We start from the raw sequence: 25,058 nt of genomic DNA on the forward strand, positions 1-25,058 counted from the left end.
CTCAGCCCCGCGCGGCGCGCTCCAGGGCGGCGACGTCGAACTTCACCTGGCCGAGCATCTCCTTCGCGACCCGCTCCCGCACGGCCGGGTCCTCGTCGGCCATGAGGCGCTCCAGCGCCTCCGGCACGACCTGCCACGACAGCCCGAACCGGTCCGTCAGCCAGCCGCACTGCACCTCCTTCCCGCCGTCCGCGACGAGGGCGGACCAGTAGCGGTCGACCTCCGCCTGGGTGTCGACGAGCAGCAGCAGCGAGACCTGCGAGTCGAAGGGGAAGAGGGGGCCGCCGTTCAGGAACGTGTACTGCTGACCGTTCAGCGTCAGGTCGACGAAGAAGGGGGCGCCCGGCGCCGCGCCCGGCACGCCGGGCGGAGCGGCGACGACGCGGTCCACGTGCGAGTCGGGGACGAGGTCCGCGTAGAACTCGGCGGCCTCGACCGCCTCGTGGTCGAACCAGAGGTGCGTCGCGAAGCGCAGCACGGTCATGAGCGGCTCCCTCGCCGTCGTCCCGGGGTCGTGCGGCCGGGTCGCTCCACGGTACCGACCCCTCCGGCGAGCGCCTAGCCTTTCTGCGTGCAGAGCCCGCTCCTCGACGTACCCGGCGCGGTCGCGGCCACCGGCCCCGACGCCGGGGTCGCCGCGCACTACGGGCGACCGGCGCAGGAGCAGCGCGCGCTCGCGGCGGGGCGGGCCCTCGTCGACCTGTCCTCGCGCGGCGTGCTGCGGCTCGAGGGCCCGGACCGGCTGCCCTGGCTCGACTCGCTGACCAGCCAGCGCCTGGTCGGGCTGCAGCCGGGGGAGTCGGCGGAGTCGCTGCTCCTCGACCCGAGCGGACGCATCGAGCACGCGATGGACGTGGTCGACGACGGCGTGGCGACCTGGCTGGTCGTCGAGGCCGCGAGCGCCGAGCCGCTGCTCGCCTTCCTCACCAGGATGCGGTTCTGGAAGCAGGTCGAGCTCGCAGACCGCACCGCGGACACGGCCGTGCTCGCGGCGCTGCGCGGGCTCGACGAGCCGGGGCCGGACGGCGCCCCGCTCGTCTGGACCGACCCCTGGGCGACCGGCGCCGACGGCGGGGTCACCCGCGCGGCCGCGGCCGCGCACCCGGGGGAGGACCTGCCCCTCCGTCTCGCGCTCGTGCCGCGGGACCGCCTCCGCACCCTGGCCGCGGAGGCCGCCGACGGCCGCGTCGAGCTCGCCGGCGTCGACGCGCTGGAGGCCCTCCGCATCGCCGCGTGGCGGCCACGGGCCGCGCAGGAGATCGACGCCCGCTCGATCCCGCACGAGCTCGACTGGCTGCGCAGCGCCGTGCACCTCGACAAGGGCTGCTACCGCGGCCAGGAGACCGTCGCGAAGGTGCACAACCTCGGTCGACCGCCGCGGCGGCTCGTGCAGCTCGACCTCGACGGGTCGGACGCCGTGCTGCCCGCGCCCGGCTCCCCGGTGCTCGCCGGCGACGACGAGGTGGGCCGGGTCACGTCCAGCGCGCGCCACCACGAGGACGGGCCGATCGCGCTCGCCGTCGTCAAGCGCTCGCTGGCCGAGGACGCGCCGCTCCTGGTCCGGACCCCGGACGGCGACGTGGCCGCCGCGCAGCGGGTGGTCGTGCCGGCCGGCTCCGGGCCCGCCGTCGCCGTGCCGCGGCTGCCGCGGCTCGGCGCCGTGCAGCGCCGCTGAGCGTGCCGGCCCGTCGAGGCGGGCGCATCCCCGCGCCGGTGCACCCGCGCGCCGCGCTGCGCCGGGCGGGGGAGGCGGTGCCCGCGGCCGCCCAGCTCGCGATCGCGGCGACCGCGTCCTACGCCTTCGCGCACTTCGTCGTCGGCCACGCCGTGCCGCTGCTCGCGATCACGGTGTGCCTCAGCAGCCTCGGGTTCGTCCGGGACGCCCGCCCGCGGCGGGTGCTCGAGACGGCGCTCGGCCTGGCGATCGGCGTCGCGCTCGCCGAGGTGATGCTGCTCGTCGCCGGCCGCGGCGTCTGGCAGATCCTCGTCGCGCTGTTCGTGACGCTCCTCGTCGCGCGGCTGCTGAACGCCTCACCCGCGGTCGCCGTCGCGGCGACGGCGCAGTCCGCGATCGTGCTGCTCATCCAGCTGCCCGCGGGCGGGCCGTGGGCGCGCAGCCTCGACGGGTTCATCGGCGGCGGCGTCGCGCTGCTCGCCACCGCGCTGCTGCCGCGCGACCCGCGCCGGGCCGCCGTCCGCGACGCCGAGCGCGTGTTCGCCGGCCTCCGGCGCGGCGTCGACGACACGGCCCGGGCCCTCCGCACGGCCGACCGAACGACCGCGACGGCGGCGCTCGCGGCGCTCCGCGAGCTCCAGCCCCTGCTCGTCGACTGGACGACGACGCTCGACTCGGCGGTCGCGATCGCGCGCGTCTCCCCGTTCCTCCGGCGCCGCCTGCCCGAGCTGCTCGCGCAGCGGCGGCTGCTCGACGGCGTGGACCTCGCGGTGCGGTCCATGCGCACCATCGCGCGGCGTGCCGAGGCGCTCACGGCCGACGGCACGCCCCGGCCCGAGCTCGGCGAGCTGCTGCAGGCCGTCGGGTCGGCGACGGCGCTGCTCGGCCGCTCGGTCCGCGACCCCGGCGCGCTCGCGCCCGCCGCGGAGGACCTCCGGCTCATCGCCCGCCGGCTCGACCCGCGCCTCATCACCCCGGAGGCGACCGTGACCGCGTCGATGATCACCGTGCTCGTCCGACCCGTCGTGGTCGATCTCGCGGTCGCCGCGGGCGTGCCGGCCGAGCGGATCCGCGGCGAGCTGCCCGCCCTCGGCTGAGCCCTCAGGCGGGAGCGACCACCGACCACGGCACGGTCAGCTCGCCGAGCCGCCAGCGCGCGCGGCCGCCCTGCACCGGCACGCCCTGCGCGCGGATCGCGTCGACCGCGGCCGTGAACCGCTGCACCGGGCCGTAGACGGAGAGCGGTGCGGCGCGCACCCACGCGGTCTCGAGGGCCGCGAGCAGGTCGTGGACGCGCTCGCCCGGCACGTTGCGGTGGATGAGCGCCTTCGGCAGTCGCTCCGCGACCACCGAGGGCGACTCGAGGCCCGCGAGGCGGAGGGAGATCGTGAACCGGACGGGGGAGCCGTCCGGCGCCACGTCCACCCAGGAGCAGATCCGGCCGAGCTCGTCGCACGTCCCGTCGACGAGCAGCCCGTCCGGTGCGAGGCGGGAGGCGGTCCGCGTCCACGCCGCCGGCACCTCCGCCTCCTCGTACTGCCGCAGCACGTTCATGGCCCGGATCAGCAGGGGGCGCTCGCCGCCCGGCGTCGGCACTTCGAACCCGCCGAGGGCGAAGTCGACGCCCGAAGCGGCCGAGGGCAGCGCCTCCGCCACCCGCTCCGGGTCGATCTCCAGCCCGAGCACCCGCACCCGCGGGGCGACGGACCGGAGGCGGTCCGCGAGCTCGAGCGTGGTCCACGGCCGGGCGCCGTATCCGAGGTCCACGACGAGCGGCGACGCGACGGCCCGCAGCTGCGGGAGCGCCGCGAGGTACCGGTCCACCCGTCGGAGCCGGTTCACGCCCGTGGTGCCGCGGGTGACGCGACCGACGGGCATGCCCCGACGCTACCGACCCGGGAGCGCGCCGAGCGCCCGCCCTACACTCGTGGCGTGCCGACCGAACACTCCCTCGTCCTCCTGCGCCACGGCTACAGCGAGTGGAACGAGAAGAACCTCTTCACCGGCTGGGTCGACGTGCGCCTCACGGCGCGCGGCATCGAGGAGGGGCGCAACGCGGGCCGGCTCCTGCGCGAGGCCGGCCTGCTCCCCGACGTCGTGTTCACGTCGCTGCTGACCCGCGCGATCCAGACCGCGGACGAGGCGCTGCTCGCCGCCGACCGCGCCTGGCTACCGGTCGTGCGCGACTGGCGGCTGAACGAGCGCCACTACGGCGCCCTGCAGGGCAAGGACAAGGCGCAGACGCTCGCCGAGTACGGGCCCGAGCAGTTCAAGACCTGGCGCCGCAGCTACGACGTGCCGCCGCCCCCGATCGAGCCGGGCAGCGAGTTCTCGCAGGAGTCCGACCCGCGCTACGCGGGCATCGACGTGCCGCGCACCGAGTGCCTGAAGGACGTCGTCGCGCGGATGGTCCCGTACTTCGAGAGCGACATCGCACCCCGCCTGCAGGCGGGGGAGCGCGTGATCGTCGTCGCCCACGGCAACTCGCTGCGGGCCCTCGTGAAGCACCTCGACGGCATCTCCGACGACGACATCGCCGAGCTGAACATCCCGACCGGCATCCCGCTGCACTACCGCCTCGACGAGCGGCTGCGCCCGATCGTCACGGGCGGCGAGTACCTCGACCCGGAGGCCGCCGCGGCCGGCGCCGCCGCCGTGGCCGCGCAGGGCGGCAAGGCGGGCGCCTAGCCCCGAGCACGACGAAGGGGATCCGGCCCACGGGTCGGATCCCCTTCGTCGTTCGACGCGCGGCGTCGGACGCGCCCGCGTCAGTGCGCGACGGCGTCAGTGCGCAACCGCGTCAGTGCGCGACGGCCACCCAGTCGCCGGTCTGCAGGTACTGGACCTTCTTCGCGATGGACACCGCGTGGTCCGCGAAGCGCTCGTGGTAGCGGCTCGCCAGGGTCGCGTCGACGATGTCGCTCGCCGCGCCCTTCCAGGTCTCGCCGAGCACCTTGTCGAAGACGCTGAGGTGCAGGTCGTCGACGAGGTCGTCGTCGTCGCGGATCTCCGCCGCCAGCTCGGTGGACTCGCTCTCGAGCAGGCGCGTCAGCTTCTGCGCGATCAGCACGTCGAGCCGGCCGAGCTCCTTGAACGTCGGCCGCAGGTCCTTCGGCACGACCTTCTCCGGGAAGCGCGTGCGCGCGAGCTGCGCGATGTGCTCCGCCAGGTCGCCCATCCGCTCGAGGGAGGCGCTGATCCGCAGCGCGGAGACCACGATCCGCAGGTCGCGGGCGACCGGCTGCTGCCGGGCGAGGATGTCGATCGCGAGCTCGTCGAGACTCGCGGCGAGCTCGTCGATCTCGTGGTCGTCGGCGATGACCGACTCGGCCAGGGTCACGTCGGACGAGTTGAACGCGGTCGTCGCGCGCTCGATGGAGGTGGCGACGAGGCCGCTGATGCGGACCAGTCGCTCCTGGACCTCGGCCAGCTCCTGCTGGAAGACCTCGCGCACGGCGCACCCCTCTCGGTCGGTCCCGGGACGGCCAACATCGGCCCTCCGGGTGAACAGCAGGTGCCGTCCCGGCGAACGCCGGGCCAATTCCGCGGCCCACCGCCTCCGATGGAAAGGCCCCTCTGAACAGTCCCTTATCGTAACCTGCATGAGCGCGGCGTCCATCGTGGTGCTCGGCATCGTCTTCGGACTCGCCGTCGGCGTGCTGTTCGCGGTGCTGATCAGAGCGGCCTTCGACCGGGGCTCCGCGGTGCTCGACGCGCAGTCGACGGCGCTGCCCGACGGGGCGACCGCGGTCATCTCCGCGCTCCGCGAGCCCGCGCTCGTGGTCGACGGGTCGAACGAGGTGCTGCTCGCGACGCCGGAGGCGGTGGCGCTCGGCCTCACGGACGGCCGCTCCCTCCGCCACCCCGAGCTGCAGCGCCTGCTCGACGAGGCGCGGCGCGAGTGCCGGCCGCAGAGCGCCGACCTCAGCCTGCCCCGCTCGGCCGCGGGCGCCAGGACGCTCGTCCTCACCGCCAGGGCCGCGCCCGTCGACGCGGCGCGGGTCCTGCTCGTGGTCGACGACCGGTCGGACGCGGTGCGCCTCGACGCGGTCCGCCGCGACTTCGTGGCGAACACGAGCCACGAGCTGAAGACGCCGATCGGCGCCGTGTCGCTGCTCGCCGAGGCGCTCGACAGCGCCGCGGACGATCCCGACCAGGTGCGGCGCTTCGCAGCCCGGCTGAGCGCCGAGGCGAGCCGCCTCGCGACGCTCGTGCAGCAGATCATCGAGTTCTCCCGCGTGCAAGGCGCCGACCCCCTCGAGGAGGCCGAGGCGGTGCCGCTCGACGAGGTCGTCCGCGCGGCCGTCGAGCACACGCGGGTCGGCGCAGAGTCCAAGGGCGTCGGCGTCGTGATCGGCAAGAAGTCCCACCTCTGGACGCTCGGCGACCGGGCCATGCTCACCACCGCCGTGCAGAACCTCGTCGCGAACGCGATCGCGTTCTCGTCCGCCGGTGGGCACGTCGGCGTCGGGCTCCGATCGCGCGACGGGATCGTGGAGATCGCGGTGTCCGACCAGGGCATCGGCATCGCCGAGGACGACCTCGACCGCGTGTTCGAGCGGTTCTACCGCACGGACCAGGCGCGGTCCCGCTCGACCGGCGGCACGGGGCTGGGCCTCAGCATCGTGAAGCACATCGCGGAGAACCACGGCGGCGAGGCGCGGGTCTGGTCCCGGCTCGGCCGCGGTTCGACGTTCACCATCCGGCTGCCGGAGATCCCGGCGCCCGCATCGGCGCGCACCCCGCGCCGGGAGAAGGAGCGCGCATGACGACGATCCTGCTCGTCGAGGACGAACCGGCGATCGCCGAGCCCCTCGGCTACCTGCTGCAGCGCGAGGGCTACGAGGTCGCCGCCGTCGCGGACGGCGGCGAGGCCGTCGCCCGCTTCGGCCGCGGCGACGTGGACCTGGTGCTGCTCGACCTGATGCTGCCGGTCCTGCCCGGCACCGAGGTCGCGAAGCGCATCCGCGCCGTGTCCGACGTGCCGATCATCATGCTGACGGCGAAGGACGCCGAGATCGACATCGTGCTCGGCCTCGAGCTCGGCGCCGACGACTACGTGACGAAGCCGTACTCGAGCCGCGAGCTGCTCGCTCGCGTGCGCGCGGTGCTCCGGCGGCGCGTGGAGCCCGCGGACGCGGCCGGCCCCGACGTGCTCGAGTCGGGCCCGATCCGCCTCGACGCCGACCGGCACGCGGTCTTCGTGCACGGGCGCGAGACGGCCATGCCGCTGAAGGAGTTCGAGCTGCTCGAGCTGCTGCTCCGCAACGCCGGACGCGTGCTGACCCGCGGCCAGCTGATCGACCGCATCTGGGGCTCCGACTACTTCGGGGACACCAAGACGCTCGACGTCCACGTCAAGCGCATCCGGGCGAAGATCGAGGAGGAGCCGGCCGAGCCGCGCCTCCTGCTCACCGTGCGCGGCCTCGGCTACCGCTTCGAGGACCTCGCCGTGGAGGCCTGACCCGATCGGACGCGCGCTGCGCTCGCGTCTCCTCGCGGAGGCGCGAGCGCACGCTCGATGCGCGACGCTCGCCCTTCCTCGTTGTTCGAGGTACGAGCGCAGCGGGCCCCGAGGCAGGCGGGGGCGTCAGCCGGCGAGCGTGTCCGTCGGGGTCGGCGTCGGCTCCGCGCCGTCGGTCGCCCCGGCGCTCGCCGAGTCGGTCGGCAGCGGCGTGCGCCGGGTCTTCGTGGGGGTCGGCGTCGGCGTCGGCGCGAGGGTCGCGTACTGCGAGAAGCTGTTGATCAGCACCGGCACCCGCAGGTCCTCGTCCTTCGAGGAGGCCGAGAAGGTGATCGGGAACAGCCCGCCGGGCGTGGCCTGGACGTCCTCGAGGATCACGGCCGTCCCCGCGCCGGGCACGGAGGCGGACGGCGTCGCGGAGTCGGTCGACATCGAGAGCAGCCCGCCGCCGGGCACCGTGACCTGCTTCGTCTCGGCGCCCTGGGCGCCCGTCCACTGCAGGGTGACCGTCTCGGCGGAGCTGCCGCTGTTCGTGAGTACGCCGATCAGCGACGCGGTGTCCTCCGCGCCGTCGATCAGGAAGACGTTGCGGATCTCGACGTTCCCGACGCTGCCGTTGACGCCGTCGGAGGGGGTGTAGGAGCGCGCGGTCTGCTGCGGGGTGATGAACTGGCAGCCGGCCAGGACGGTCGTCGCCAGCACGGTCACCGCGACGGATGCCGCGACTCGCATCTTCACTGCAAACCCTCTCGTCCGGTCGCGCCGCGATGAGGTGGATCCCGCGGCCCGATCGCCGGGCAGCCTAGCGGACGCCCTCCTCGCGGAGCCGGGCGGCCGCACCGCCCCCGAAGCCCGAGGAACCGCCCCGTGCTAGGATGGAGGCCGCTTTTCGGAAGGATGCGCATGCAGTTCGAGGTCGGAGAGACGGTCGTCTACCCCCATCACGGGGCGGCAAAGATCGTCGAGGTCAAGAAGCGCACGATCCGGGGCGAGGAGAAGGTCTACCTCAAGCTCAACGTGGCGCAGGGCGACCTGACCATCGAGGTGCCCGCGGAGAACGTCGACCTCGTCGGCGTCCGCGACGTCATCGGCAAGGAGGGCCTCGACCGCGTGTTCGAGGTGCTGCGCACCCCGTTCGTCGAGGAGCCCACCAACTGGTCCCGTCGGTACAAGGCGAACCTCGAGAAGCTCGCGTCCGGCGACGTCATCAAGGTGTCGGAGGTCGTCCGCGACCTGTGGCGCCGCGACCAGGACCGCGGCCTCTCCGCCGGCGAGAAGCGCATGCTGGCGAAGGCGCGGCAGATCCTGATCTCCGAGCTCGCGCTCGCCGAGAAGACCGACGAGGACCAGGCGTCGACCGTCCTCGACGAGGTGCTCGCCTCCTGACCGTCGCGGTCGTCGTCGCCGCCGGGAGCGGCGTGCGGCTGGGGCTCGGCGTGCCGAAGGCCCTCGTGCCGGTCGGCGGCCGGTCCATGCTCGATCTGGCATTGGACGGCGTGCTCGCGGCCGAGGTCGACCGTGCGGTCGTCACCGCGCCGGTCGCGGAGCTCGAGCGCGTCCGAGGCCTCGTCCGCGCGCGTGCCGACGCCGACCGCGTGGCCGTGGTCGCGGGCGGTGCGACCCGGCAGGAGTCCGTCGCGATCGCCCTCGACGAGGTGCCGGACGACGAGGTCGTGCTCGTGCACGACGCGGCCCGGCCGCTGACGCCCTCGGCGCTGTTCGATCTGGTGCGCGCCGCGGTCGTGACGACCGGCGCGGGCGTCGTGCCGGCCCTCGCGCCCGCGGACACGGTGAAGGAGGTCGACGGCTCCGCCGTCGTCGCCACGCTCGACCGGTCGCGGCTCGCGGCGGTGCAGACGCCGCAGGGCTTCCCCGCCGGTGCGCTCCGAGCGGCGTACGCCTCCGCGGGCACGGGCCACACCGACGACGCGTCCGTCTTCGCGGCCGCCGGCGGCGCGGTGTCGACGGTCCCGGGCGACCCCGACGCGTTCAAGATCACGACCGCGTGGGACCTCCGTCGCGCCGAGCAGCTGCTCGCGCGCCCGGTCGCGACGCGCACCGGCATCGGCATCGACGTCCACGCGGTCGATGCCTCGCGCCCCCTGCGGCTCGGCGGGCTCGAGTGGCCGGGGGAGCCCGGCCTCGCCGGGCACAGCGACGCCGACGTCGTCTGCCACGCGATCGCCGACGCCCTGCTCTCCGCCGGCGGTCTCGGCGACCTCGGTGCGCGGTTCGGGACGGACCGGCCCGAGGAGGCCGGGCGGCCGGGCGTCGACTTCGTCACCCGGACCGTCGCGCTGCTCGCGGAGGCGGGGCTCGCGCCCGTCTCGGTCGCCGTGCAGGTGGTCGGGAACCGGCCGCGCATCGGCCGGCGCCGCGACGAGATCGTCGCGCTGCTGACCGCCGCGGTGGGGGCGCCCGTCGCCGTCGCCGGCACCACGACGGACGGGCTCGGTCTCACGGGCCGCGGCGAGGGCGTCGCCGCCGTCGCGACCGCGCTGGTCGGACCGCGCCTCCCGTAGCATCGAGGCCGTGACCGTCCGGCTCTACGACACCCGGTCGCAGGCGCTCCGCGAGCTCGACCCGGTGGTCCCGGGTCGCGTCGGCATCTACGTCTGCGGGCCGACGGTGCAGTCCTCCCCGCACATCGGGCACCTCCGCAGCGCGCTCTCCTACGACGTGATGCGGCGCTGGCTCGCGCACTCCGGGCTCGCGGTCACCCTGATCCGCAACGTCACCGACATCGACGACAAGATCCTCGACGCCGCACCGAAGGCGGGCAGCGAGTGGTGGGCGCACGCCTACCGCGTCGAGCTCGAGTTCGCCGCCGCGTACCGGGCGCTCGGCATCCAGGAGCCCACGTACGAGCCGCGGGCGACCGGCCACATCGGCGAGATGATCGCCCTCATCGGGCGGCTCGTCGAGGCGGGGCACGCGTACCCGGCGGAGGACGGGTCCGGCGACGTCTGGTTCGACGTGGCCTCCTGGCCCGACTACGGCGTGCTCACCCGGCAGACCGGGGACGACTTCGTGGCCGGCGACGGCGAGGGGAGGGCGAAGCGCAGCCCCCGCGACTTCGCCCTCTGGAAGGGCCGCAAGGCGGAGGAGCCCGAGTCCGCCTCGTGGCCGAGCCCGTGGGGCGCCGGCCGGCCGGGCTGGCACATCGAGTGCTCGGCGATGGCGGAGCGGTACCTCGGGTCGGAGTTCGACGTCCACGGCGGCGGGCTCGACCTGCGCTTCCCGCACCACGAGAACGAGCTGGCGCAGTCGACGTCGGCCGGTTCGCCGTTCGCCCGGCTCTGGGTGCACAACGGCCTCGTCACCGTCGCCGGCCAGAAGATGTCGAAGTCGCTCGGCAACTCCGTCTTCGCGGCCGACCTGCTCGGCGCGGCCCGGCCCGTCGTCGTGCGGTACGCGCTCGAGGCCGCGCACTACCGCTCCGACCTCGACCACAGCGCCGGCTCGCTCGTGGAGGCGGAGGAGGCGGTGGCGCGCATCGAGCGCTTCGTCGAGCGGGCGGTGGACGCCGGTGCGCCGCCCGCGCCCGCGATCGTGCCTCCCGCGTTCGCCGCGGCGATGGACGACGACCTCGGGGTGCCGCAGGCCCTCGCCGTGCTGCACGACACGATCCGCCGCGGCAACCAGGCGATCGACGCCGGGGAGCTGCAGGCGGCGGGGGAGGCGCTCGGGGCGGTCCGGGCGATGGTCGGCGTGCTCGGCATCGACCCCGCGGACCCCGCGTGGAGCGCGGGGGTGCAGGATGACGGCAGCCGCGAGGCCCTCGGCGCGCTCGTCGAGCGGCTGATCGAGGAACGGCAGGAGGCCCGCCGGGCGCGCGACTTCGCGGCGGCGGACCGGGTGCGGGACGAGCTGGCGGCCGCCGGCATCGCCCTCACCGACACAGGGGACGGGACGAGGTGGAGCATCGATGGCCGGTGACGCCAGGCGGCGCACGCCGAATCTGAAGGGCACGAAGGTCGGCTCCGGCGGCCGCGGGCGCAAGGCGCTCGAGGGCAAGGGGCCGACCCCGAAGGCGGAGGACCGCGAGTACCACGCCGCGCACAAGCGCCGGCAGCTGGCCGAGCGGTCGGCGGCGAAGCGCGGCGGCGACGCCGGGCGGCGGCCGGCGCCGCGGAAGAAGGCGTCGACCGAGGACCTCGTCACGGGCCGCAACGCCGTGCTCGAGGGGCTCCGGGCGCGCATCCCCGCCACCACGGTCTACGTCGCCGCCCGGATGGAGGTCGACGACCGGATCCGCGAGATCCTCTCGATCGCGAACCACCGCGACATCCCGGTGCTCGAGGTGATGCGGCCGGAGCTCGACCGCCTGACCGGCGGCGACCTGCTGCACCAGGGCATCGCCCTCGCGACGAAGCCGTACGAGTACGCGCACCCGATGGACCTGCTGCAGAAGCCGGGGACGCCGCTGGTCGTCGCCCTCGACGGCGTGACCGACCCGCGCAACCTCGGCGCGATCATCCGCTCCGTCGCCGCGTTCGGCGGCAGCGGCGTCGTCCTGCCGCAGCGCCGGTCGGTGGGCGTGACGCCCGCCGCGTGGCGCGCCTCCGCGGGCGCGATCGCGCGGGTGCCGGTCGCGATGGCGTCGAACCTCGCGCAGACGGTGACCGCGTACAAGCAGCAGGGCGTCTTCGTGGTCGGCCTGGACGGCGACGGCGACGTGGCGCTGCCGGCGTTCGAGCTCAGCGACCGCCCGCTCCTCGTGGTCGCGGGCAGCGAGGGCCAGGGCCTGTCCCGCCTCGTCCGCGAGCTGTGCGACCAGATCGTCTCCATCCCGATCGGCCGCGGGACGGAGTCCCTGAACGCCTCGGTGGCCACCTCGATCGCCCTCTACGCGATCGCGACGACCCGCGCCGCCTCCGAGTAGAGCGATCGAGCAGGACTTCCTCGCCCGAGCAGGACGATCGGGGCCCTGCCGTCCTGCTCGAGTGACGAGGTCCTGCTCGATCGTTTCGGAGCGAGCGGAGGCGCGATCCCTCCCTCCCCAGGAGCGTTCGCCGCGCGCCCGAGCTCCTGACCTCGCGCTCGCCGCATCGGCGGCTCGGGCTCGGGCACCATGCCCGGCCATGGGCGCCTTCTCGTTCTTCACCACCAGGGAGCTGTACGCGGCCGGGGAGACGACGGCCAGCATCCGCGCGTCGATCGAGGCGGGGTACTTCTTCCGCGTCATCGGCGGCTGGTACGCCACGTCCAGCACGCCCGAGCAGGCCGTGCTGGCGATGCGGATGGGCGGTCGCCTCGGCTGCGTCTCCGCGCTGCAGCTGCACGGCGCGTGGTTCCCGCCGGACGGCGGCCTGCACGTGCTGTTCCCGAGCCACGCGTCGGGGAGGCGGTCAGCCGACCGGGACCAGGGCGCCTCGGTCTTCCGGCACTGGCACGGGAAGAGCGGGCGCACCGGCTCCGCGTTCGCCGTCGCGCCGATCGAGCTCGCGCTGGCGGACGCCCTCGAGTGCCAGCCGAACCACCACCTCGTCGCGATCCTCGACTCGATCCTGTATCGGCGCCTGATGAGCCCGAACCGGCTCGAGGTCGTGGTCCGACGCGGACCCGAGCGCGTCCACCACCTCCTCGACCACCTCGACGCGCGGAGCGAGTCCGGGACGGAGTCGATCGCCCGCTACCGGCTCCGCATGAGCGGGATCGCGACCGAGATCCAGGTGACCCTCCGCGAGCGGTACCGGCTCGACCTCGAGCTGGACGGGTGGCTCGGCATCGAGATCGACGGCCGACAGGTCCACGCGCAGGAGGAGGCGTTCACGCGGGACCGGAAGCGGGTGGCGCGGATCATGCGCGGAGGTCGACTCGTGCTGCAGTTCTCCTACGCCACCGTCGTCTACGAGTGGGAGTTCGTGATCGAGACGATCCGCGCGGTCATCGCCCAGCACGCCCCGCTCGCACAGCCCTGAGCGATCGAGCAGGACATCGTCACTCGAGCAGGACCAGAACCGCCTCGACGTCCTGCTCGAGCGCGTTCGTCCTGCTCGATCGCTCAGACGAGGGTGCGCCAGTCCTCGGGGCCCTGCGAGACGCGGATCGGGGTCGTCACGGAGCCGGTGAGGGGCTCCAGGAGGGCGGCCTCGTCGCGGCGGTGGCGCAGGATCTCGTCGACGTAGGAGTTCAGGGCCTCGGCGAGCGGGACGTCGCGGTTCTCGCGCTGCGACATGAACCACCGGTGCTCGAGCACCTGGTGGAACACCTCCGCGGGCTCGAGCTTGCCGCGCAGGTCGCGCGGGATCGAGCGGACGACCGGCTCGAAGACGCCGGCGACCCACTCGTGGGCCGCCATCTCCTCGTCCATCTGGTCGCGGCCGAACCGCTGCCGCCACTGGTCGAGGTCGTTCAGGAGGCGCCGGGCCTGGTTCTCCTCGGCGTCCAGCCCGGTGAGGCGCAGGAGGCGCCGGGTGTGGTGCCCGGCGTCCACGACCTTCGGCTGGATGACGACCTCGTTGCCGCCCTGACCGGTGCGGATCGAGAGCTCCTCGATGTCGAACCCGAGCGCGTTCAGGCGATCGACGCGCTCGTTGATGCGCCAGCGCTCGGACGAGGCGAACGACTCGCGGCCCATCAGCTCGTTCCAGAGCATCCGGTACTGCGACACGATCCGCTCGCTCGTGACGAGCGGGTCGAGGTCCTCGTCGACGTGGCCCCCGGCGGCGAGGTCCATCAGCTCGCCGGCGATGTTCACGCGCGCGACCTCGAGGTCGTTCTCGCGCTGCCCCTTCGACAGGCCGCCCGTGTACAGCTTCCCGGTCTCGGCGTCGACGAGGTAGGCGGCGAAGGAGCCCGCGTCACGCCGGAACAGCGTGTTCGACAGCGACACGTCGCCCCAGAAGAAGCCGACGATGTGCAGCCGCACGAGCAGCAGCGCGAGCGCGTCGGCGAGCCGGGTCGCCGTCTCCGGGCGCAGCGTCTGCGAGAACAGCGCCCGGTACGGCAGCGAGAAGCGGAGATGCCTGGTGACCAGCACGGTCGCCAGGGCGTCCCCGTTCTCGTCGAGCCGCCCGGAGATCACGGCGGCCGGCTCGACGCACGGCACGTCCAGACGCTGGAGCGTCCGGAGCATGTCGTACTCGCGTCGAGCCAGCTCCTCCGAGGTCTCCTTCACCGCGACGACGTACCCCGAGAGGTTCGCGAAGCGGACGACGTGCCGGGAGATCCCCTTCGGCAGGGCCGCGATGTGCTCGGCGGTCCACTGCTCGAGGGGGATGCTCCACGGCAGGTCCAGCAGCGCCGGGTCGACCGTCGCCGCTGTGATGGAGAGCGTGTCTCCGAACGAGTCGCTCAAGCCGTGACGGCGGCCGAGAGGCGTGCGCCGGACTCGACGTCGAACACGTGCGTGTGGTTCTGCTGCGGGTGCAGGAAGACCGTCTCGCCGACCTCGGGGTGCTGGCGGCCGTCGACGCGCGCGACGATGTCGGTGCGGCGGCCGTTCACCTCCGCGTGGCCGTAGAGGTAGCCGTCCGCGCCGAGCTCCTCGACGAGGTCCACGACGACGGGCAGGCCGTCGCCCTGGGTGCCGGAGACCTCGAGGTCCTCGGGACGCACGCCGATCGTGACCTGCTTGCCGCTCGAGCCCGAGACCGTCTCGCGCGTCAGCGGGATCAGGTACTCGCCGAACTTGACGCCGCCGTCGACCAGGTCGGCCGGGAACAGGTTCATGGCCGGGCTGCCGATGAAGCCGGCGACGAACACGTTGTTCGGGCGCTCGTACAGCTCGCGCGGCGAACCGACCTGCTGGAGGATGCCGTCCTTCAGCACCGCGATGCGGTCGCCCATCGTGAGCGCCTCGGTCTGGTCGTGGGTGACGTAGACCGTGGTGACGCCGAGGCGGCGCTGCAGCGACGCGATCTGCGTGCGCGTCTGCACGCGCAGCTTCGCGTCGAGGTTCGACAGCGGCTCGTCCATGAGGAACACCTGCGGCTGGCGGACGATCGCGCGGCCCATGGCGACGCGCTGACGCTGACCGCCCGAGAGGGCCTTCGGCTTGCGGGCCAGGTAGGGCTCGAGGTCGAGCAGCTTCGCGGCCTCGAGCACGCGGGACGCGCGCTCGTCCTTGCCGACGCCGGCGATCTTGAGCGCGAAGCCCATGTTCTCGGCGACGGTCATGTGCGGGTACAGCGCGTAGTTCTGGAAGACCATCGCGATGTCGCGGTCCTTCGGCGGGATGTCGGTGACGTCCTTCTCGCCGATGTAGATGTGGCCGTCGTTGACCTCCTCGAGCCCCGCGAGCATGCGGAGGGAGGTCGACTTGCCGCAGCCGGAGGGACCGACGAGGACCAGGAACTCGCCGTCGGCGATCTCGAGGTTCAGGGAGTCCACCGCGGCGCGGGTGCCACCGGGGTAGAGACGCGTCGCGTGGTCGTACGTGACGGTTGCCATTGCTGTTCTCCTTCACCGGCAGGTACGTGCCGGACGATCCGTAGTGAGGATGACCAGTGGTCATGTCCGGCTCCGTCGCCGGACGGGCACAGTATGGCACGGCCTCCTGCCGGGGGCGGCCGCGCCTATGAACCGCACAAGGACCTGCGGGGCGGCGCCGCTCCGGCCATGGGAGCGCCGGATACCATGCCTCGCCGTGCCCGCCCGGAGGCGGCCGCAGGAGGGATCCATGAGCAACGCGCCGAGAGCGTCGAAGAACGAGCGCCGCGACGCCGCCCGGGAGAAGGCGCGCGAGCAGCGCGTCCGCCAGCAGCGACGCGAGAAGCGGAACCGGGTGGTGCTGCAGCTCTCCATCGGCGTCGTCATCGTGGCGATCGTCGCCGTCGTGGCGGTGATCATCGTCAACTCCGTCCGCCCGCCCGGGCCCGGCCCGCGCAACATGGCGACCGGCGGCATCTCGCTCGAGGGCGAGGACCTCACCGCGATCAGCACCGCCGCCCCCGCCGGCGACGCGACCCCGACGCCGCGGCCGACCATCGGCGGCGGCCGCGTGCTCATCCAGGCCTACGAGGACTTCGGCTGCCCGATCTGCCAGCAGTTCGAGCAGACGTACGGCTCGCAGATCAAGCAGCTCGTCACGAGCGGCGCCGCGGTGATCCAGTACCACCCCGTCGCGATCCTCGACCGGAACTTCACCGACGGCGACTACTCGACCCGGGCCGCGAACGCGGCCGCCGCGGTCGCGAACTACTCGCCGAAGGCCTTCTACAAGTTCCACACGACGATGTACGAGAGCGACGTGCAGCCCAAGGAGGGCGGCGCGGGCCTCAGCGACGACCGCCTCATCGAGATCGCCCGGCAGGCCGGCGCGACGAACATGCCGAAGATCGAGCAGGCCATCCGCGACCAGCAGTTCAAGAACTGGGTGGGCGCCCGCACCGACGAGTTCACGAGCAACGGCGGCCCGCTCGCCGACGTGAAGTTCCCGTCGAGCCGGCAGGGCGCCGGCACCCCGACGCTGATCGTCAACGGCCAGTACTGGGACGGCAAGACCGACTTCGGGGCGTTCGTCACCCAGGTCGGCGGCACGGTCGGCGCCAGCCCCGCGCCGAGCGCCAGCGCGACCCCGAGCCCCAGCGCCACGAAGTGACCCGCTGAGCGGGCCGAGGAGCCGCCGTCCCCGCCGGGGCGGCGGCTCCTCGTTCGTAGACTGGCCGCACGCCGGGATAGCTCAGCTGGTAGAGCAACCGCCTTGTAAGCGGTAGGTCGTCGGTTCGAACCCGTCTCTCGGCTCGGCGTTCATGGCCTTCGATCCGCGGGCGGATCGAAGTCTGTGCCGTACCGGCACGCCCTGCACGGGCGTGCCGGCTGACGGCGCCGTGGGCGCCTCGTGCGGGAGGGGTGCGTGGTCGCATCGCCCGCCTCTGCTGCTGCCTCTTCCCCGTTGGTCGAGGTGCGAGCGGAGCGAGCCTCGAGATCACCGATGCGGGTGGTCTCCTGGCGTCAGGCCTTCGCGGTGTCGTCGAAGCTCAGGCTGATGCTGTTCATGCAGAAGCGGTCGCCCGTCGGGGTCTGCGGGGCGTCGTCGAAGAGGTGGCCGAGGTGCGAGCCGCAGCGCGCGCAGAGCACCTCCGTGCGGGTCATGCCCCAGGTGCGGTCGCTCTTCAGCTCGACCGCGTCCGGCGACACCGGCTCGTAGAAGGACGGCCAGCCGGAGCCCGAGTCGAACTTCGTCGTCGACCGGAAGAGCGGCGCGTCGCACGCGCGGCAGCGGAACAGGCCGTCGCGGTGCTCGTCGAGCAGCGCGCCCGTCCACGCCCGCTCCGTCGCGGCCTCGCGCAGCACCTTGAACTCGTCGGGGTCGAGGGCGGCCTTCCACTCCGACTCCGTCTTCGTCACCTCGTACGGCATCGCAGGCCCCTCTCCTGATGACTCTCATGGCGGACACGGCGCTCCGGTTCCGCCTCCGGAGGAGTCAGCCCTCCTAGCATCCCTCCTATTCCCCCGAACGCGGGGGGTGCGGGCTGCACGGGAAGGACATCGAGCACGACGTGGACGACACCGTGAACCCCGCCGGCCGGGAGCCGGAGCTCTCCGCGCGGGACCTCGAGATCCTCGCCTTCGAGCGCGCCTGGTGGCGCCGCGGAGGGCGCAAGGAGGAGGCCATCCGCGAGGAGTTCGGCGTCTCCGCCGCCCGCTACTACCAGGTGCTGGGCGCGCTCATCGAGACGCCCGCCGCCCTGCGAGAGGATCCGATGCTCGTGAAGCGCCTCCAGCGCCTCCGCGACGCCCGAACGGTACGGCGCGCCGATCTGCTGCGCCGGCACTCGAGCTGAGCGCCACGGGCGCCGTGCCGGTGGTCGCCGGTCCGGCGGGACGAGACGGGCGCACCCGAGGAGCACGGAGCACAGTGGCCAGAGGCACGACCCCGAGGGACCGCTTCGACGACGTCCCCCTGGACCTCGCGCGCGTCGGCGCGCACCGGGCGCCCGTGCGGCGCCGCGGGTTCGCGACGTTCGCCTGGGCGGCGCTCGCCACCGGCGTGCTCGTCGGGCTCGGCGTCCTCGGCCTCGGCACGATCGAGCAGCGCGTCTCCGCCACCGGCGACACCGGGGGCGGCACGACGACCTCCGCCGCGGCCGCGCCGGCCGCGACGGTCGACCCGTCCGCGACGGTCGTCGTGCTGAACGCGACCGCGACCACGGGCCTCGCCGCGAACGCGGCCTCGACCGCGCGCGCCGACGGATGGAAGGTGCGCTCCACCGCGAACGCCGACTCGACCGACGTGAAGGTCTCGACCGTCTACTACGGCGAGAAGTCGCAGCTCGGCGCCGCGCTCGGCCTCGCGAAGTCGCTCGGCATCGGCAAGGCGCCGGTCCGGTCCGACCGGTTCGACGTGCAGGGCGAGAAGCGCCTCACCGTCGTCCTCGGCGCGGACTTCGCGAAGGCCGCCTGACCCCTCGTCGACGCGGGCACGCGACCGGCGTGTTACGGCGCGGTTACGGGCGTGTTGAGATGCGTGACCGGGGCCGCGCAGACCTCCCGCGGCGCTCCTCGCCGTCGCTAGATTGCGGTCACGCGAGCGGGGGACACCCCGCAGGAGGCAGGGAGCAGCACCCGATGGCAAGTGGCGTCGTCAAGTGGTTCAACGCCGAGAAGGGCTACGGCTTCATCACCGTGGACGAGGGCGGTCAGGACGTGTTCGTCCACTACTCCGCCATCGAGATGAACGGCTACCGCTCCCTCGCGGAGGGGCAGCGCGTCGAGTTCGAGGTGGGCACCGGCTCGAAGGGCCCGCAGGCCGAGGCCGTCCGCCCCGCCTGAGCCTCCGCCGACCTCCTCGGGTCGCGCCGGACGCCGTGTCCGCCTGCCGCGGACGCCCTCCGGCGCGCTTGCACTCCCTCAGGGTGACTGCCAGAATGCTTTAGCACTCGGTCTCATCGAGTGCCAGGCGTGGTGACCGTGCGGCACGCACGCCGTCCGAAAGTTGTCACCGTCCAGGGAGGACGAGAAACACCTATGGCGAAGATCATCGCTTTCGACGAGGAGGCCCGCCGCGGTCTCGAGCGCGGCCTCAACACGCTCGCCGACGCCGTGCGCGTCACGCTCGGCCCCCGTGGCCGCAACGTCGTGCTGGAGAAGAAGTGGGGCGCCCCCACGATCACGAACGACGGCGTCTCGATCGCCAAGGAGATCGAGCTCGACGACCCGTACGAGAAGATCGGCGCGGAGCTCGTCAAGGAGGTCGCGAAGAAGACGGACGACGTCGCCGGTGACGGCACGACCACCTCGGTCGTCCTCGCCCAGGCGCTGGTCCGCGAGGGCCTCCGCAACGTCGCCGCCGGCGCCGACCCGATCAGCCTCAAGCGCGGCATCGACAAGGCCGTCGCGGCCGTCGTCGGCGAGCTGCTCGCCGCCGCCAAGGAGGTCGAGACCAAGGAGGAGATCGCCGCGACCGCGTCCATCTCCGCCGGCGACGAGGCCATCGGCGAGATCATCGCCGAGGCGATCGACAAGGTCGGCAAGGAGGGCGTCGTCACCGTCGAGGAGTCGAACACCTTCGGCACCGAGCTCGAGCTGACCGAGGGCATGCGCTTCGACAAGGGCTTCCTGTCGCAGTACTTCGTCACGGACCCCGACCGCCAGGAGGCGGTGTTCGAGGACCCGTACATCCTGATCGTCAACAGCAAGATCTCGAACATCAAGGACCTGCTGCCGATCGTCGACAAGGTGATCCAGAGCGGCAAGCAGCTGCTCATCATCGCCGAGGACGTCGACGGCGAGGCGCTGGCGACCCTGATCGTCAACAAGATCCGCGGCATCTTCAAGTCCGTCGCCGTCAAGGCCCCGGGCTTCGGCGACCGCCGCAAGGCGCAGCTGCAGGACATCGCGATCCTCACGGGCGGCCAGGTCATCTCCGAGGAGGTCGGCCTCAAGCTCGAGAACGTGACGCTCGACCTGCTGGGCAACGCCCGCAAGGTCGTCATCACCAAGGACGAGACCACGATCGTCGAGGGTGCGGGCGACGCCGAGCAGATCGCCGGCCGCGTGCAGCAGATCCGCAACGAGATCGAGAACACCGACTCGGACTACGACCGCGAGAAGCTCCAGGAGCGCCTCGCCAAGCTCGCCGGCGGCGTCGCCGTCATCAAGGCGGGCGCGGCCACGGAGGTCGAGCTCAAGGAGCGCAAGCACCGCATCGAGGACGCCGTCCGCAACGCGAAGGCCGCCGTCGAGGAGGGCATCGTCGCCGGTGGTGGCGTCGCGCTCATCCAGGCCGGCAAGTCCGCGTTCGAGAAGCTCGAGCTCGAGGGCGACGAGGTGACCGGCGGCAACATCGTCAAGGTCGCCGTCGACGCGCCGCTCAAGCAGATCGCGCTGAACGCCGGTCTCGAGCCGGGCGTCGTGGCGGAGCGGGTGCGCAACCTGCCCGTCGGCCACGGCCTGAACGCGGCCACGGGCGAGTACGTCGACATGCTCGCCGCCGGCATCAACGACCCGGTGAAGGTCACCCGCTCGGCGCTGCTCAACGCGGCGTCCATCGCGGGCCTGTTCCTCACCACCGAGGCCGTCGTCGCCGACAAGCCGGAGAAGTCGGCCGCCCCGGTGGGCGCCGACGCCGGCGCCGGCATGGACTTCTGATCCAGCCCCAGCGAGTCCAGGAAGGGCCGCACTCCCGTCAGGGGGTGCGGCCCTTCCGTCGTTCTCGGAGCGGGCGAGCGGTCTCGAGGCTCGCTGCGCTCGGACCTCGACAAGCGGGGCGCGGAGGGCGGGGTCAGCCGAAGAGGCGGGCGTTCGCGAGCTCCGTCTCGACGTACTGCTGCCCCGCCACGCGGAGCGCTCGGTCGATCGACGCGAGCACCTGCTCGACGGAGGTCTGCGTCGTCCGCCACTGCTGGACGACGCCCTGGAACGCGACGGCCGCGCCGCCCGTCCAGACGCCCTGCAGGGCGTCGAGCTGCCCGTGCAGCGCGGCGACCTCGCTCTGCAGGCGGGAGACGGTCGCCGCGATGGCGCCCGCGGCGGAGTCGACGGCGTCGCTGTCGACGGTGAACCGGGTCATGCTTGCCTCCTGACCGACCGGGCGGGTCCCGGTCGCGGACGGCACGTTAGGACGCGGCCTGCTGCTCCCGGTCGGCCGGCTCGTCCTGATCCGCTCCGGCGTCCTCCTCCTCGGTGGGGAGGAGGGGAAGCGCGACTCGGAAGGTCGCACCGCCGCCGGCGGTCTCGGAGATGCCGATGGTGCCCTGGTGGGCGCTGACGATGGCGGCGACGATCGCGAGGCCCAGGCCGCTGCCGCCCGTGTCGCGGGTGCGCGAGGAGTCGGCGCGCCAGAAGCGCTGGAAGATCTTGTCCCGCACCTGCGGCGGGATGCCCTCGCCGTGGTCGATGATCTCGAGCACCGCGACGCCGCGCGCCTTGTCGCCGTAGGTCGCGATCTCGATGGGGGAGCCGTCGGGCGTGAAGCGGATCGCGTTGCCGATCAGGTTCGCGAGGACCTGCCGCAGCTTGTCCTCCTCCGCGAACACCACCGGCTTGGCCGTGCCGGTCGACATCGGCGCGGGCGCGTCGTCGACGGCGCCGTCGCGGGCGCGGCGCCGCGCGCGCATCAGCCGGGCGGAGGCGAGGCGGAGCGAGCCGGTGACGCTCGCCGCGTCCGAGCTCACGGTCCGGCGGAGCAGCCGGCTCGACGTGGTGCCGGAGTCGGACTCGCCCGTCTCGTCGGACACGGGGCGCAGGATCTCCACGGCGCCGGTCGGCTGCTCGGGGTCGTGGCCGATCACCCGGATCGGCCGGCTCGGCGCGAGCGCGCGGGCGTCGAGGGCGGCGTCGTGCGCGAGGGGCAGCAGCTCCACGACCGTGCGCTTCAGCTCGCGCGCCTCGTCGAGCCGTGCGAGCGCCAGCAGGTCGGCGACGAGCGCGCCGAGCCGCACGGCCTCGCGCTCGATTCGGTCCATCGCCTGGGCCACGTCCTCCCGGGACTGCAGCGCGCCCATCCGGTACAGCTCCGCGTAGCCCCGGACCGAGACGAGCGGGGTGCGCAGCTCGTGGCTCGCGTCGCCCACGAAGCGGCGCATCTGGTCGATCGTGCGCGCCCGGTCGGCGAGCGCGCCGTCGATCCGGTTCAGCATCCGGTTGAGGGACCGGTTCAGGCGCCCGACCTCGGTGTTGGGCGTCGTGTAGCCGAGGCGCTGCCCGAAGTCGCCGTCGGCGATCGCCGCAGCGGTCCGCTCGACCTGCTTCAGCGGTGAGAAGGTCGATCCCACGAGCAGCCGCGTCAGCACCCCGCCGACCACGACGACGGCGATGCCGAACACGAAGAACAGCGTGAACAGCTGCGCGATGAGGCGGTTGATGCTCTCGAGGGGGATGCCGAGCACCGCGACCGTGCCGTCGTCGAGGCGGCTCGCGGCGATGCGGAACGCCGCGGCGTCGCCCTTGCGGACGGTGAACGGCTGCTCGAAGCGGTCGACGTTCGCGGCGTCGATCCTCGGGATCGCGGGCGAGAACTCCTCCCAGCGCGGGTTCGTCTGGATCGTCGAACCGTCCCCGCGCAGGTGCGCGAACACGAACTGCGTCGCGGTCGCGACCTCGTCGTTCTGCGCCGTCTCGGTCGTGACCGTCCGGAGCGTCTGCGTGATCTGCCGGTCGGCGTCGGTGATCAGGTAGTTGCGCAGGACCGTCATCACGCCGAACCCCGACACCACGAGGCCCAGCGTCAGCACGAGGACGGTGACGCCGGTGATCTTCGCGCGCAGCGAGATCCCGTTCCACCACTCCCCGACGGTCGCTCGCATGGTGCGGGTCATTCTGCGCGGGGGAGGCGGTGAGCGCGCTGCACGGCCCCCCGGCCGCGGCGGTTCAGACCTTCGCCGCCTTCAGCATGTAGCCGAAGCCGCGCTTGGTCTGGATGATCGGCTCCGCGGAGTGCGCGTCGAGCTTGCGCCGCAGGTACGAGATGTAGGACTCCACGATGCCGGCGTCGCCGTTGAAGTCGTACTCCCACACGTGGTCCAGGATCTGGGCCTTCGAGAGCACGCGGTTCGGGTTCAGCATCAGGTAGCGCAGCAGCTTGAACTCGGTGGGGGAGAGCTCGATCGCCTCGGACCCGACGGTGACCTCGTGCGTGTCCTGGTCCATGGTGAGCTCGCCCGCGCGGATGACGGCGTCCTCCTCGGCGTGCATGGTGCGCCGGAGGATGGCCTTGATGCGCGCGACGATCTCGTCGAGGCTGAACGGCTTGGTGACGTAGTCGTCGCCGCCGACCGTGAGGCCCGTGATCTTGTCCTCGGTGTCGTCCTTCGCCGTCAGGAACAGGATCGGCGAGGTGTAGCCCGACGCGCGGAGCCGCTTCGTGACGCCGAACCCGTTCATGTCGGGGAGCATCACGTCGAGGATGATCAGGTCGGGCTCCTCCTCGAGCACGGCGGAGATCGCCTGCGCGCCGTTGCTCACGGCGCGGACCGCGAAGCCCGCGAAGCGCAGGCTCGTGGTGAGGAGGTCCCTGATGTTCGGCTCGTCGTCGACGATGAGGATGCGCGGTTGCTCGGAGGCCATGGCGGCCATTCTCTGCGCGGTTCCTGAGCGCTTCCTGACTCTTCGTCGTGCGCGGTGATGGCGTCCGGCGAGGACTAGCGACGACTGCGCTGAACGCCTTGGCGACGTGCACGACGGACCGCGAGCACGACGAACAGCGCCACCACGAGCAGCAGCCCGATCGTCAGCCCGGGCAGCGGCACGAGCGCGAGCACGAGCAGGCCGCCGGAGCGGAACGCGCTGCTCGGCACGCCGGCCGCCTGCAGGATCAGCAGGGCGATCACGGCGGCGGCGGACACGCCGATCAGGGTGAACGCGAGCGTGGCGAGCACCCGCTGCGCGCGGGGCGTCTCCGGGGCCTGCTCCACGGGGCGCGAGCCTACCGGCCCGACGGTGCGCGGATCGGCCCCGGTTAGGATGGGTCGGCCGATTCCGGCCCGAACCGTCCCGTTCCGCACGAGCCCAGTCCACACGAGGTCACCATGCCCACCGGCAGAGTCAAGTTCTACGACGACAGCAAGGGCTTCGGCTTCATCACCGCCGACGACGGCCAGGAGGTCTTCCTCCACGCGTCCGCGCTGCCCGCGGGCGCCGTCGTGAAGGCCGGGACGAAGCTCGAGTTCGGGGTCGCGGCGGGCAAGCGCGGATCGCAGGCGCTCTCGGTCCGCGTGCTCGAGAACCCGCCGAGCCTGCAGCGCATGTCGCGGCCGTCGCCGGACGACATGGCCGCCCGCATCGAGGACCTCATCAAGGTGCTGGACAGCGAGGGCGCGAAGCTGCGCCGGGGCAAGTACCCGGACGGCGCGCACGGCTCCCGCATCGCGGCGCTGCTGCGCCGCGTCGCCGACGACTTCGACAACTGATCGTGCCGATCACCGACGAGGAGCGCGCTGCGCTGGCGCGCGCCGCGCTCGGCGAGGTCGTGGACCCGGCCGAGGTGGGCGACCTGATCGGCGCGGAGCGGCCGGAGCCCGGCGTCGTCGACCTCCGGTTCGCCTGCACGCTCGCCGCGTACACCGGCTGGTCCTGGGTCGTCTCGACCTCCGACCTCGAGGGCGTCGAGCCGACCGTGCTCGAGGTCGAGCTGCTGCCCGGCGACGGTGCGCTGCTCGCGCCGCCCTGGGTGCCGTGGGCGGAGCGGCTCGCGGAGTGGCGCCGTCAGCACCCGGACGAGCGGCACCCCGGCGAGGTCGCGGACGACGAGACCGCCGAGGACGACCAGGACGACGAGGACCGCGAGGACGACGACGCGGAGCTCGACGAGGAGGACCTCGCCGACGACGACGGCCTCGACGAGCTCGACGACGCGGAGCTCGAGGGCGCGCTGTCGCCCGAGGAGGCCGAGCAGGACACCGGCGACGTCGACGACGAGGATCCCGAGCCCGACGAGGCGGACGACGACGACCGCGCGCCGCGGCCCGCCGAGGAGGACCGCTCGCTCTGACGAGGAGCGGCCCTCACGGGCGGCCGCCGGATCGGTCGACG

General features: G+C 73.2%; 28 protein-coding genes and 1 tRNA gene. 18 read left to right on the plus strand and 11 right to left on the minus strand.

Annotated features, from left to right (window positions below; genetic code table 11):
- Position 1 precedes the first annotated feature (1 nt).
- On the minus strand, positions 2 to 484 hold the full coding sequence (locus D1781_RS03435; RefSeq protein WP_199706363.1) for a VOC family protein: 483 nt from the start codon (positions 482 to 484) through the stop codon (positions 2 to 4).
- A gap of 87 nt (positions 485 to 571) precedes the next feature.
- Here D1781_RS03435 and ygfZ point away from each other — a divergent pair, with 87 nt between their 5' ends.
- Together ygfZ and D1781_RS03445 are read left to right on the plus strand one after the other, a co-directional pair.
- Positions 572 to 1,675 carry a CAF17-like 4Fe-4S cluster assembly/insertion protein YgfZ gene (gene ygfZ / locus D1781_RS03440; RefSeq protein ID WP_119480852.1) on the plus strand — a complete coding sequence of 368 codons (1,104 nt, stop codon included), beginning with the start codon at positions 572 to 574 and terminating at the stop codon, positions 1,673 to 1,675.
- A 2-nt stretch (positions 1,676 to 1,677) separates the two neighbouring features.
- On the plus strand, positions 1,678 to 2,772 hold the full coding sequence (locus tag D1781_RS03445; RefSeq protein WP_147392024.1) for an FUSC family protein: 1,095 nt from the start codon (positions 1,678 to 1,680) through the stop codon (positions 2,770 to 2,772).
- Positions 2,773 to 2,776: 4 nt separating this feature from the next.
- Here the strand turns inward: D1781_RS03445 and D1781_RS03450 are convergent, their stop codons facing one another.
- The gene (locus D1781_RS03450) at positions 2,777 to 3,553 is read right to left on the minus strand and encodes a class I SAM-dependent methyltransferase (RefSeq protein ID WP_119480854.1); all 777 of its coding nucleotides are present in this window, start codon (positions 3,551 to 3,553) and stop codon (positions 2,777 to 2,779) included.
- 54 nt (positions 3,554 to 3,607) lie between these two features.
- Here D1781_RS03450 and D1781_RS03455 point away from each other — a divergent pair, with 54 nt between their 5' ends.
- Complete coding sequence (locus tag D1781_RS03455) at positions 3,608 to 4,363, plus strand: phosphoglyceromutase (RefSeq protein WP_119480855.1); 756 nt, start codon at positions 3,608 to 3,610, stop codon at positions 4,361 to 4,363.
- 112 nt (positions 4,364 to 4,475) lie between these two features.
- On the opposite strand, the gene phoU is transcribed toward D1781_RS03455, so the two are convergent.
- Complete coding sequence (gene phoU, locus D1781_RS03460) at positions 4,476 to 5,129, minus strand: phosphate signaling complex protein PhoU (protein ID WP_119480856.1); 654 nt, start codon at positions 5,127 to 5,129, stop codon at positions 4,476 to 4,478.
- Positions 5,130 to 5,277: 148 nt separating this feature from the next.
- On the opposite strand from phoU, the gene D1781_RS03465 reads away from it, so the two are divergent.
- Together D1781_RS03465 and D1781_RS03470 are read left to right on the plus strand one after the other, a co-directional pair.
- On the plus strand, positions 5,278 to 6,444 hold the full coding sequence (locus tag D1781_RS03465; RefSeq protein WP_119480857.1) for a sensor histidine kinase: 1,167 nt from the start codon (positions 5,278 to 5,280) through the stop codon (positions 6,442 to 6,444).
- The gene (locus tag D1781_RS03470) at positions 6,441 to 7,139 is read left to right on the plus strand and encodes a response regulator transcription factor (protein WP_119480858.1); all 699 of its coding nucleotides are present in this window, start codon (positions 6,441 to 6,443) and stop codon (positions 7,137 to 7,139) included. The genes D1781_RS03465 and D1781_RS03470 overlap by 4 nt, the downstream gene beginning before the upstream one ends.
- 126 nt (positions 7,140 to 7,265) lie before the next feature.
- Here the strand turns inward: D1781_RS03470 and D1781_RS03475 are convergent, their stop codons facing one another.
- Positions 7,266 to 7,877 (minus strand): hypothetical protein, encoded by a 612-nt coding sequence (locus D1781_RS03475; RefSeq protein ID WP_119480859.1) that lies wholly within the window; start codon positions 7,875 to 7,877, stop codon positions 7,266 to 7,268.
- Positions 7,878 to 8,042: 165 nt separating this feature from the next.
- On the opposite strand from D1781_RS03475, the gene D1781_RS03480 reads away from it, so the two are divergent.
- The 5 genes from D1781_RS03480 (at position 8,043) to D1781_RS03500 (ending at position 13,063) form a co-directional block, all read left to right on the plus strand.
- Positions 8,043 to 8,525 (plus strand): CarD family transcriptional regulator, encoded by a 483-nt coding sequence (locus D1781_RS03480; protein ID WP_119480860.1) that lies wholly within the window; start codon positions 8,043 to 8,045, stop codon positions 8,523 to 8,525.
- Positions 8,522 to 9,661, plus strand: a complete 1,140-nt coding sequence (ispF, locus tag D1781_RS03485) for a 2-C-methyl-D-erythritol 2,4-cyclodiphosphate synthase (protein WP_233551125.1) — start codon at positions 8,522 to 8,524, stop codon at positions 9,659 to 9,661. Before D1781_RS03480 ends, ispF begins: the two co-directional genes overlap by 4 nt.
- Before the next feature lie 10 nt (positions 9,662 to 9,671).
- Positions 9,672 to 11,078, plus strand: a complete 1,407-nt coding sequence (gene cysS, locus D1781_RS03490; RefSeq protein WP_119480861.1) for a cysteine--tRNA ligase — start codon at positions 9,672 to 9,674, stop codon at positions 11,076 to 11,078.
- Complete coding sequence (gene rlmB, locus D1781_RS03495) at positions 11,068 to 12,024, plus strand: 23S rRNA (guanosine(2251)-2'-O)-methyltransferase RlmB (RefSeq protein ID WP_119480862.1); 957 nt, start codon at positions 11,068 to 11,070, stop codon at positions 12,022 to 12,024. The genes cysS and rlmB overlap by 11 nt, the downstream gene beginning before the upstream one ends.
- A gap of 199 nt (positions 12,025 to 12,223) precedes the next feature.
- Positions 12,224 to 13,063, plus strand: a complete 840-nt coding sequence (locus D1781_RS03500) for an endonuclease domain-containing protein (RefSeq protein WP_119480863.1) — start codon at positions 12,224 to 12,226, stop codon at positions 13,061 to 13,063.
- An 83-nt stretch (positions 13,064 to 13,146) separates the two neighbouring features.
- On the opposite strand, the gene D1781_RS03505 is transcribed toward D1781_RS03500, so the two are convergent.
- Positions 13,147 to 14,442 (minus strand): DUF4032 domain-containing protein, encoded by a 1,296-nt coding sequence (locus tag D1781_RS03505; RefSeq protein ID WP_119480864.1) that lies wholly within the window; start codon positions 14,440 to 14,442, stop codon positions 13,147 to 13,149.
- The gene (locus D1781_RS03510; protein WP_119480865.1) at positions 14,439 to 15,536 is read right to left on the minus strand and encodes an ABC transporter ATP-binding protein; all 1,098 of its coding nucleotides are present in this window, start codon (positions 15,534 to 15,536) and stop codon (positions 14,439 to 14,441) included. Before D1781_RS03510 ends, D1781_RS03505 begins: the two co-directional genes overlap by 4 nt.
- A gap of 229 nt (positions 15,537 to 15,765) precedes the next feature.
- On the opposite strand from D1781_RS03510, the gene D1781_RS03515 reads away from it, so the two are divergent.
- Positions 15,766 to 16,686, plus strand: a complete 921-nt coding sequence (locus D1781_RS03515) for a DsbA family protein (RefSeq protein ID WP_158589979.1) — start codon at positions 15,766 to 15,768, stop codon at positions 16,684 to 16,686.
- Positions 16,687 to 16,756: 70 nt separating this feature from the next.
- A tRNA-Thr gene (locus D1781_RS03520) sits at positions 16,757 to 16,829 on the plus strand.
- 210 nt (positions 16,830 to 17,039) lie between these two features.
- On the opposite strand, the gene msrB is transcribed toward D1781_RS03520, so the two are convergent.
- Positions 17,040 to 17,447 (minus strand): peptide-methionine (R)-S-oxide reductase MsrB, encoded by a 408-nt coding sequence (gene msrB / locus D1781_RS03525; protein WP_119480867.1) that lies wholly within the window; start codon positions 17,445 to 17,447, stop codon positions 17,040 to 17,042.
- A 140-nt stretch (positions 17,448 to 17,587) separates the two neighbouring features.
- On the opposite strand from msrB, the gene D1781_RS03530 reads away from it, so the two are divergent.
- From D1781_RS03530 to groL, 4 genes are all read left to right on the plus strand, one after another.
- Positions 17,588 to 17,872 (plus strand): DUF3263 domain-containing protein, encoded by a 285-nt coding sequence (locus D1781_RS03530; RefSeq protein ID WP_233550953.1) that lies wholly within the window; start codon positions 17,588 to 17,590, stop codon positions 17,870 to 17,872.
- Positions 17,873 to 17,946: 74 nt separating this feature from the next.
- Positions 17,947 to 18,492, plus strand: a complete 546-nt coding sequence (locus D1781_RS03535) for a LytR C-terminal domain-containing protein (protein ID WP_119480869.1) — start codon at positions 17,947 to 17,949, stop codon at positions 18,490 to 18,492.
- 164 nt (positions 18,493 to 18,656) lie between these two features.
- Positions 18,657 to 18,860 (plus strand): cold-shock protein, encoded by a 204-nt coding sequence (locus D1781_RS03540; protein ID WP_119480870.1) that lies wholly within the window; start codon positions 18,657 to 18,659, stop codon positions 18,858 to 18,860.
- Positions 18,861 to 19,055: 195 nt separating this feature from the next.
- A complete protein-coding gene (gene groL, locus D1781_RS03545; protein WP_119480871.1) occupies positions 19,056 to 20,678 on the plus strand; it encodes a chaperonin GroEL in 1,623 nt (540 codons plus the stop codon).
- 133 nt (positions 20,679 to 20,811) lie between these two features.
- Here the strand turns inward: groL and D1781_RS03550 are convergent, their stop codons facing one another.
- The 4 genes from D1781_RS03550 to D1781_RS03565 all read right to left on the minus strand — a co-directional run bounded on the left by D1781_RS03550 (position 20,812) and on the right by D1781_RS03565 (position 23,941).
- Positions 20,812 to 21,099, minus strand: a complete 288-nt coding sequence (locus D1781_RS03550) for a WXG100 family type VII secretion target (RefSeq protein WP_119480872.1) — start codon at positions 21,097 to 21,099, stop codon at positions 20,812 to 20,814.
- Between the two features lie 46 nt (positions 21,100 to 21,145).
- A complete protein-coding gene (locus tag D1781_RS03555) occupies positions 21,146 to 22,834 on the minus strand; it encodes a sensor histidine kinase (protein ID WP_119480873.1) in 1,689 nt (562 codons plus the stop codon).
- A 64-nt stretch (positions 22,835 to 22,898) separates the two neighbouring features.
- A complete protein-coding gene (locus tag D1781_RS03560) occupies positions 22,899 to 23,594 on the minus strand; it encodes a response regulator transcription factor (protein ID WP_119480874.1) in 696 nt (231 codons plus the stop codon).
- Between the two features lie 74 nt (positions 23,595 to 23,668).
- Positions 23,669 to 23,941: a hypothetical protein gene (locus tag D1781_RS03565; RefSeq protein ID WP_119480875.1), complete on the minus strand. Its 273-nt coding sequence runs from the start codon at positions 23,939 to 23,941 to the stop codon at positions 23,669 to 23,671.
- Between the two features lie 114 nt (positions 23,942 to 24,055).
- On the opposite strand from D1781_RS03565, the gene D1781_RS03570 reads away from it, so the two are divergent.
- Positions 24,056 to 24,436, plus strand: coding sequence for a cold-shock protein (locus D1781_RS03570; protein WP_119480876.1), 381 nt, complete (start codon positions 24,056 to 24,058; stop codon positions 24,434 to 24,436).
- Between the two features lie 2 nt (positions 24,437 to 24,438).
- A complete protein-coding gene (locus D1781_RS03575; RefSeq protein ID WP_199706365.1) occupies positions 24,439 to 25,017 on the plus strand; it encodes a DUF3027 domain-containing protein in 579 nt (192 codons plus the stop codon).
- Positions 25,018 to 25,058: the final 41 nt, after the last annotated feature.

The sequence above is a fragment of the Amnibacterium setariae genome (genome assembly GCF_003581425.1).
GTDB lineage: Bacteria > Actinomycetota > Actinomycetes > Actinomycetales > Microbacteriaceae > Amnibacterium > Amnibacterium setariae.

What these genes read in the sequence shown, in the direction of transcription:
- rlmB (WP_119480862.1), top strand. Translation starts at nt 11,068, where the DNA reads ATGGCCGGTGACGCCAGGCGGCGCACGCCGAATCTGAAGGGCACGAAG.
- D1781_RS03470 (WP_119480858.1), top strand. Translation starts at nt 6,441, where the DNA reads ATGACGACGATCCTGCTCGTCGAGGACGAACCGGCGATCGCCGAGCCC.
- D1781_RS03540 (WP_119480870.1), top strand. Translation starts at nt 18,657, where the DNA reads ATGGCAAGTGGCGTCGTCAAGTGGTTCAACGCCGAGAAGGGCTACGGC.
- D1781_RS03435 (WP_199706363.1), bottom strand. Translation starts at nt 484, where the DNA reads ATGACCGTGCTGCGCTTCGCGACGCACCTCTGGTTCGACCACGAGGCG.
- D1781_RS03510 (WP_119480865.1), bottom strand. Translation starts at nt 15,536, where the DNA reads ATGGCAACCGTCACGTACGACCACGCGACGCGTCTCTACCCCGGTGGC.
- D1781_RS03560 (WP_119480874.1), bottom strand. Translation starts at nt 23,594, where the DNA reads ATGGCCTCCGAGCAACCGCGCATCCTCATCGTCGACGACGAGCCGAAC.
- msrB (WP_119480867.1), bottom strand. Translation starts at nt 17,447, where the DNA reads ATGCCGTACGAGGTGACGAAGACGGAGTCGGAGTGGAAGGCCGCCCTC.
- D1781_RS03465 (WP_119480857.1), top strand. Translation starts at nt 5,278, where the DNA reads ATGAGCGCGGCGTCCATCGTGGTGCTCGGCATCGTCTTCGGACTCGCC.
- D1781_RS03450 (WP_119480854.1), bottom strand. Translation starts at nt 3,553, where the DNA reads ATGCCCGTCGGTCGCGTCACCCGCGGCACCACGGGCGTGAACCGGCTC.
- groL (WP_119480871.1), top strand. Translation starts at nt 19,056, where the DNA reads ATGGCGAAGATCATCGCTTTCGACGAGGAGGCCCGCCGCGGTCTCGAG.
- D1781_RS03550 (WP_119480872.1), bottom strand. Translation starts at nt 21,099, where the DNA reads ATGACCCGGTTCACCGTCGACAGCGACGCCGTCGACTCCGCCGCGGGC.
- D1781_RS03515 (WP_158589979.1), top strand. Translation starts at nt 15,766, where the DNA reads ATGAGCAACGCGCCGAGAGCGTCGAAGAACGAGCGCCGCGACGCCGCC.
- D1781_RS03555 (WP_119480873.1), bottom strand. Translation starts at nt 22,834, where the DNA reads ATGCGAGCGACCGTCGGGGAGTGGTGGAACGGGATCTCGCTGCGCGCG.
- D1781_RS03480 (WP_119480860.1), top strand. Translation starts at nt 8,043, where the DNA reads ATGCAGTTCGAGGTCGGAGAGACGGTCGTCTACCCCCATCACGGGGCG.
- D1781_RS03500 (WP_119480863.1), top strand. Translation starts at nt 12,224, where the DNA reads ATGGGCGCCTTCTCGTTCTTCACCACCAGGGAGCTGTACGCGGCCGGG.
- D1781_RS03570 (WP_119480876.1), top strand. Translation starts at nt 24,056, where the DNA reads ATGCCCACCGGCAGAGTCAAGTTCTACGACGACAGCAAGGGCTTCGGC.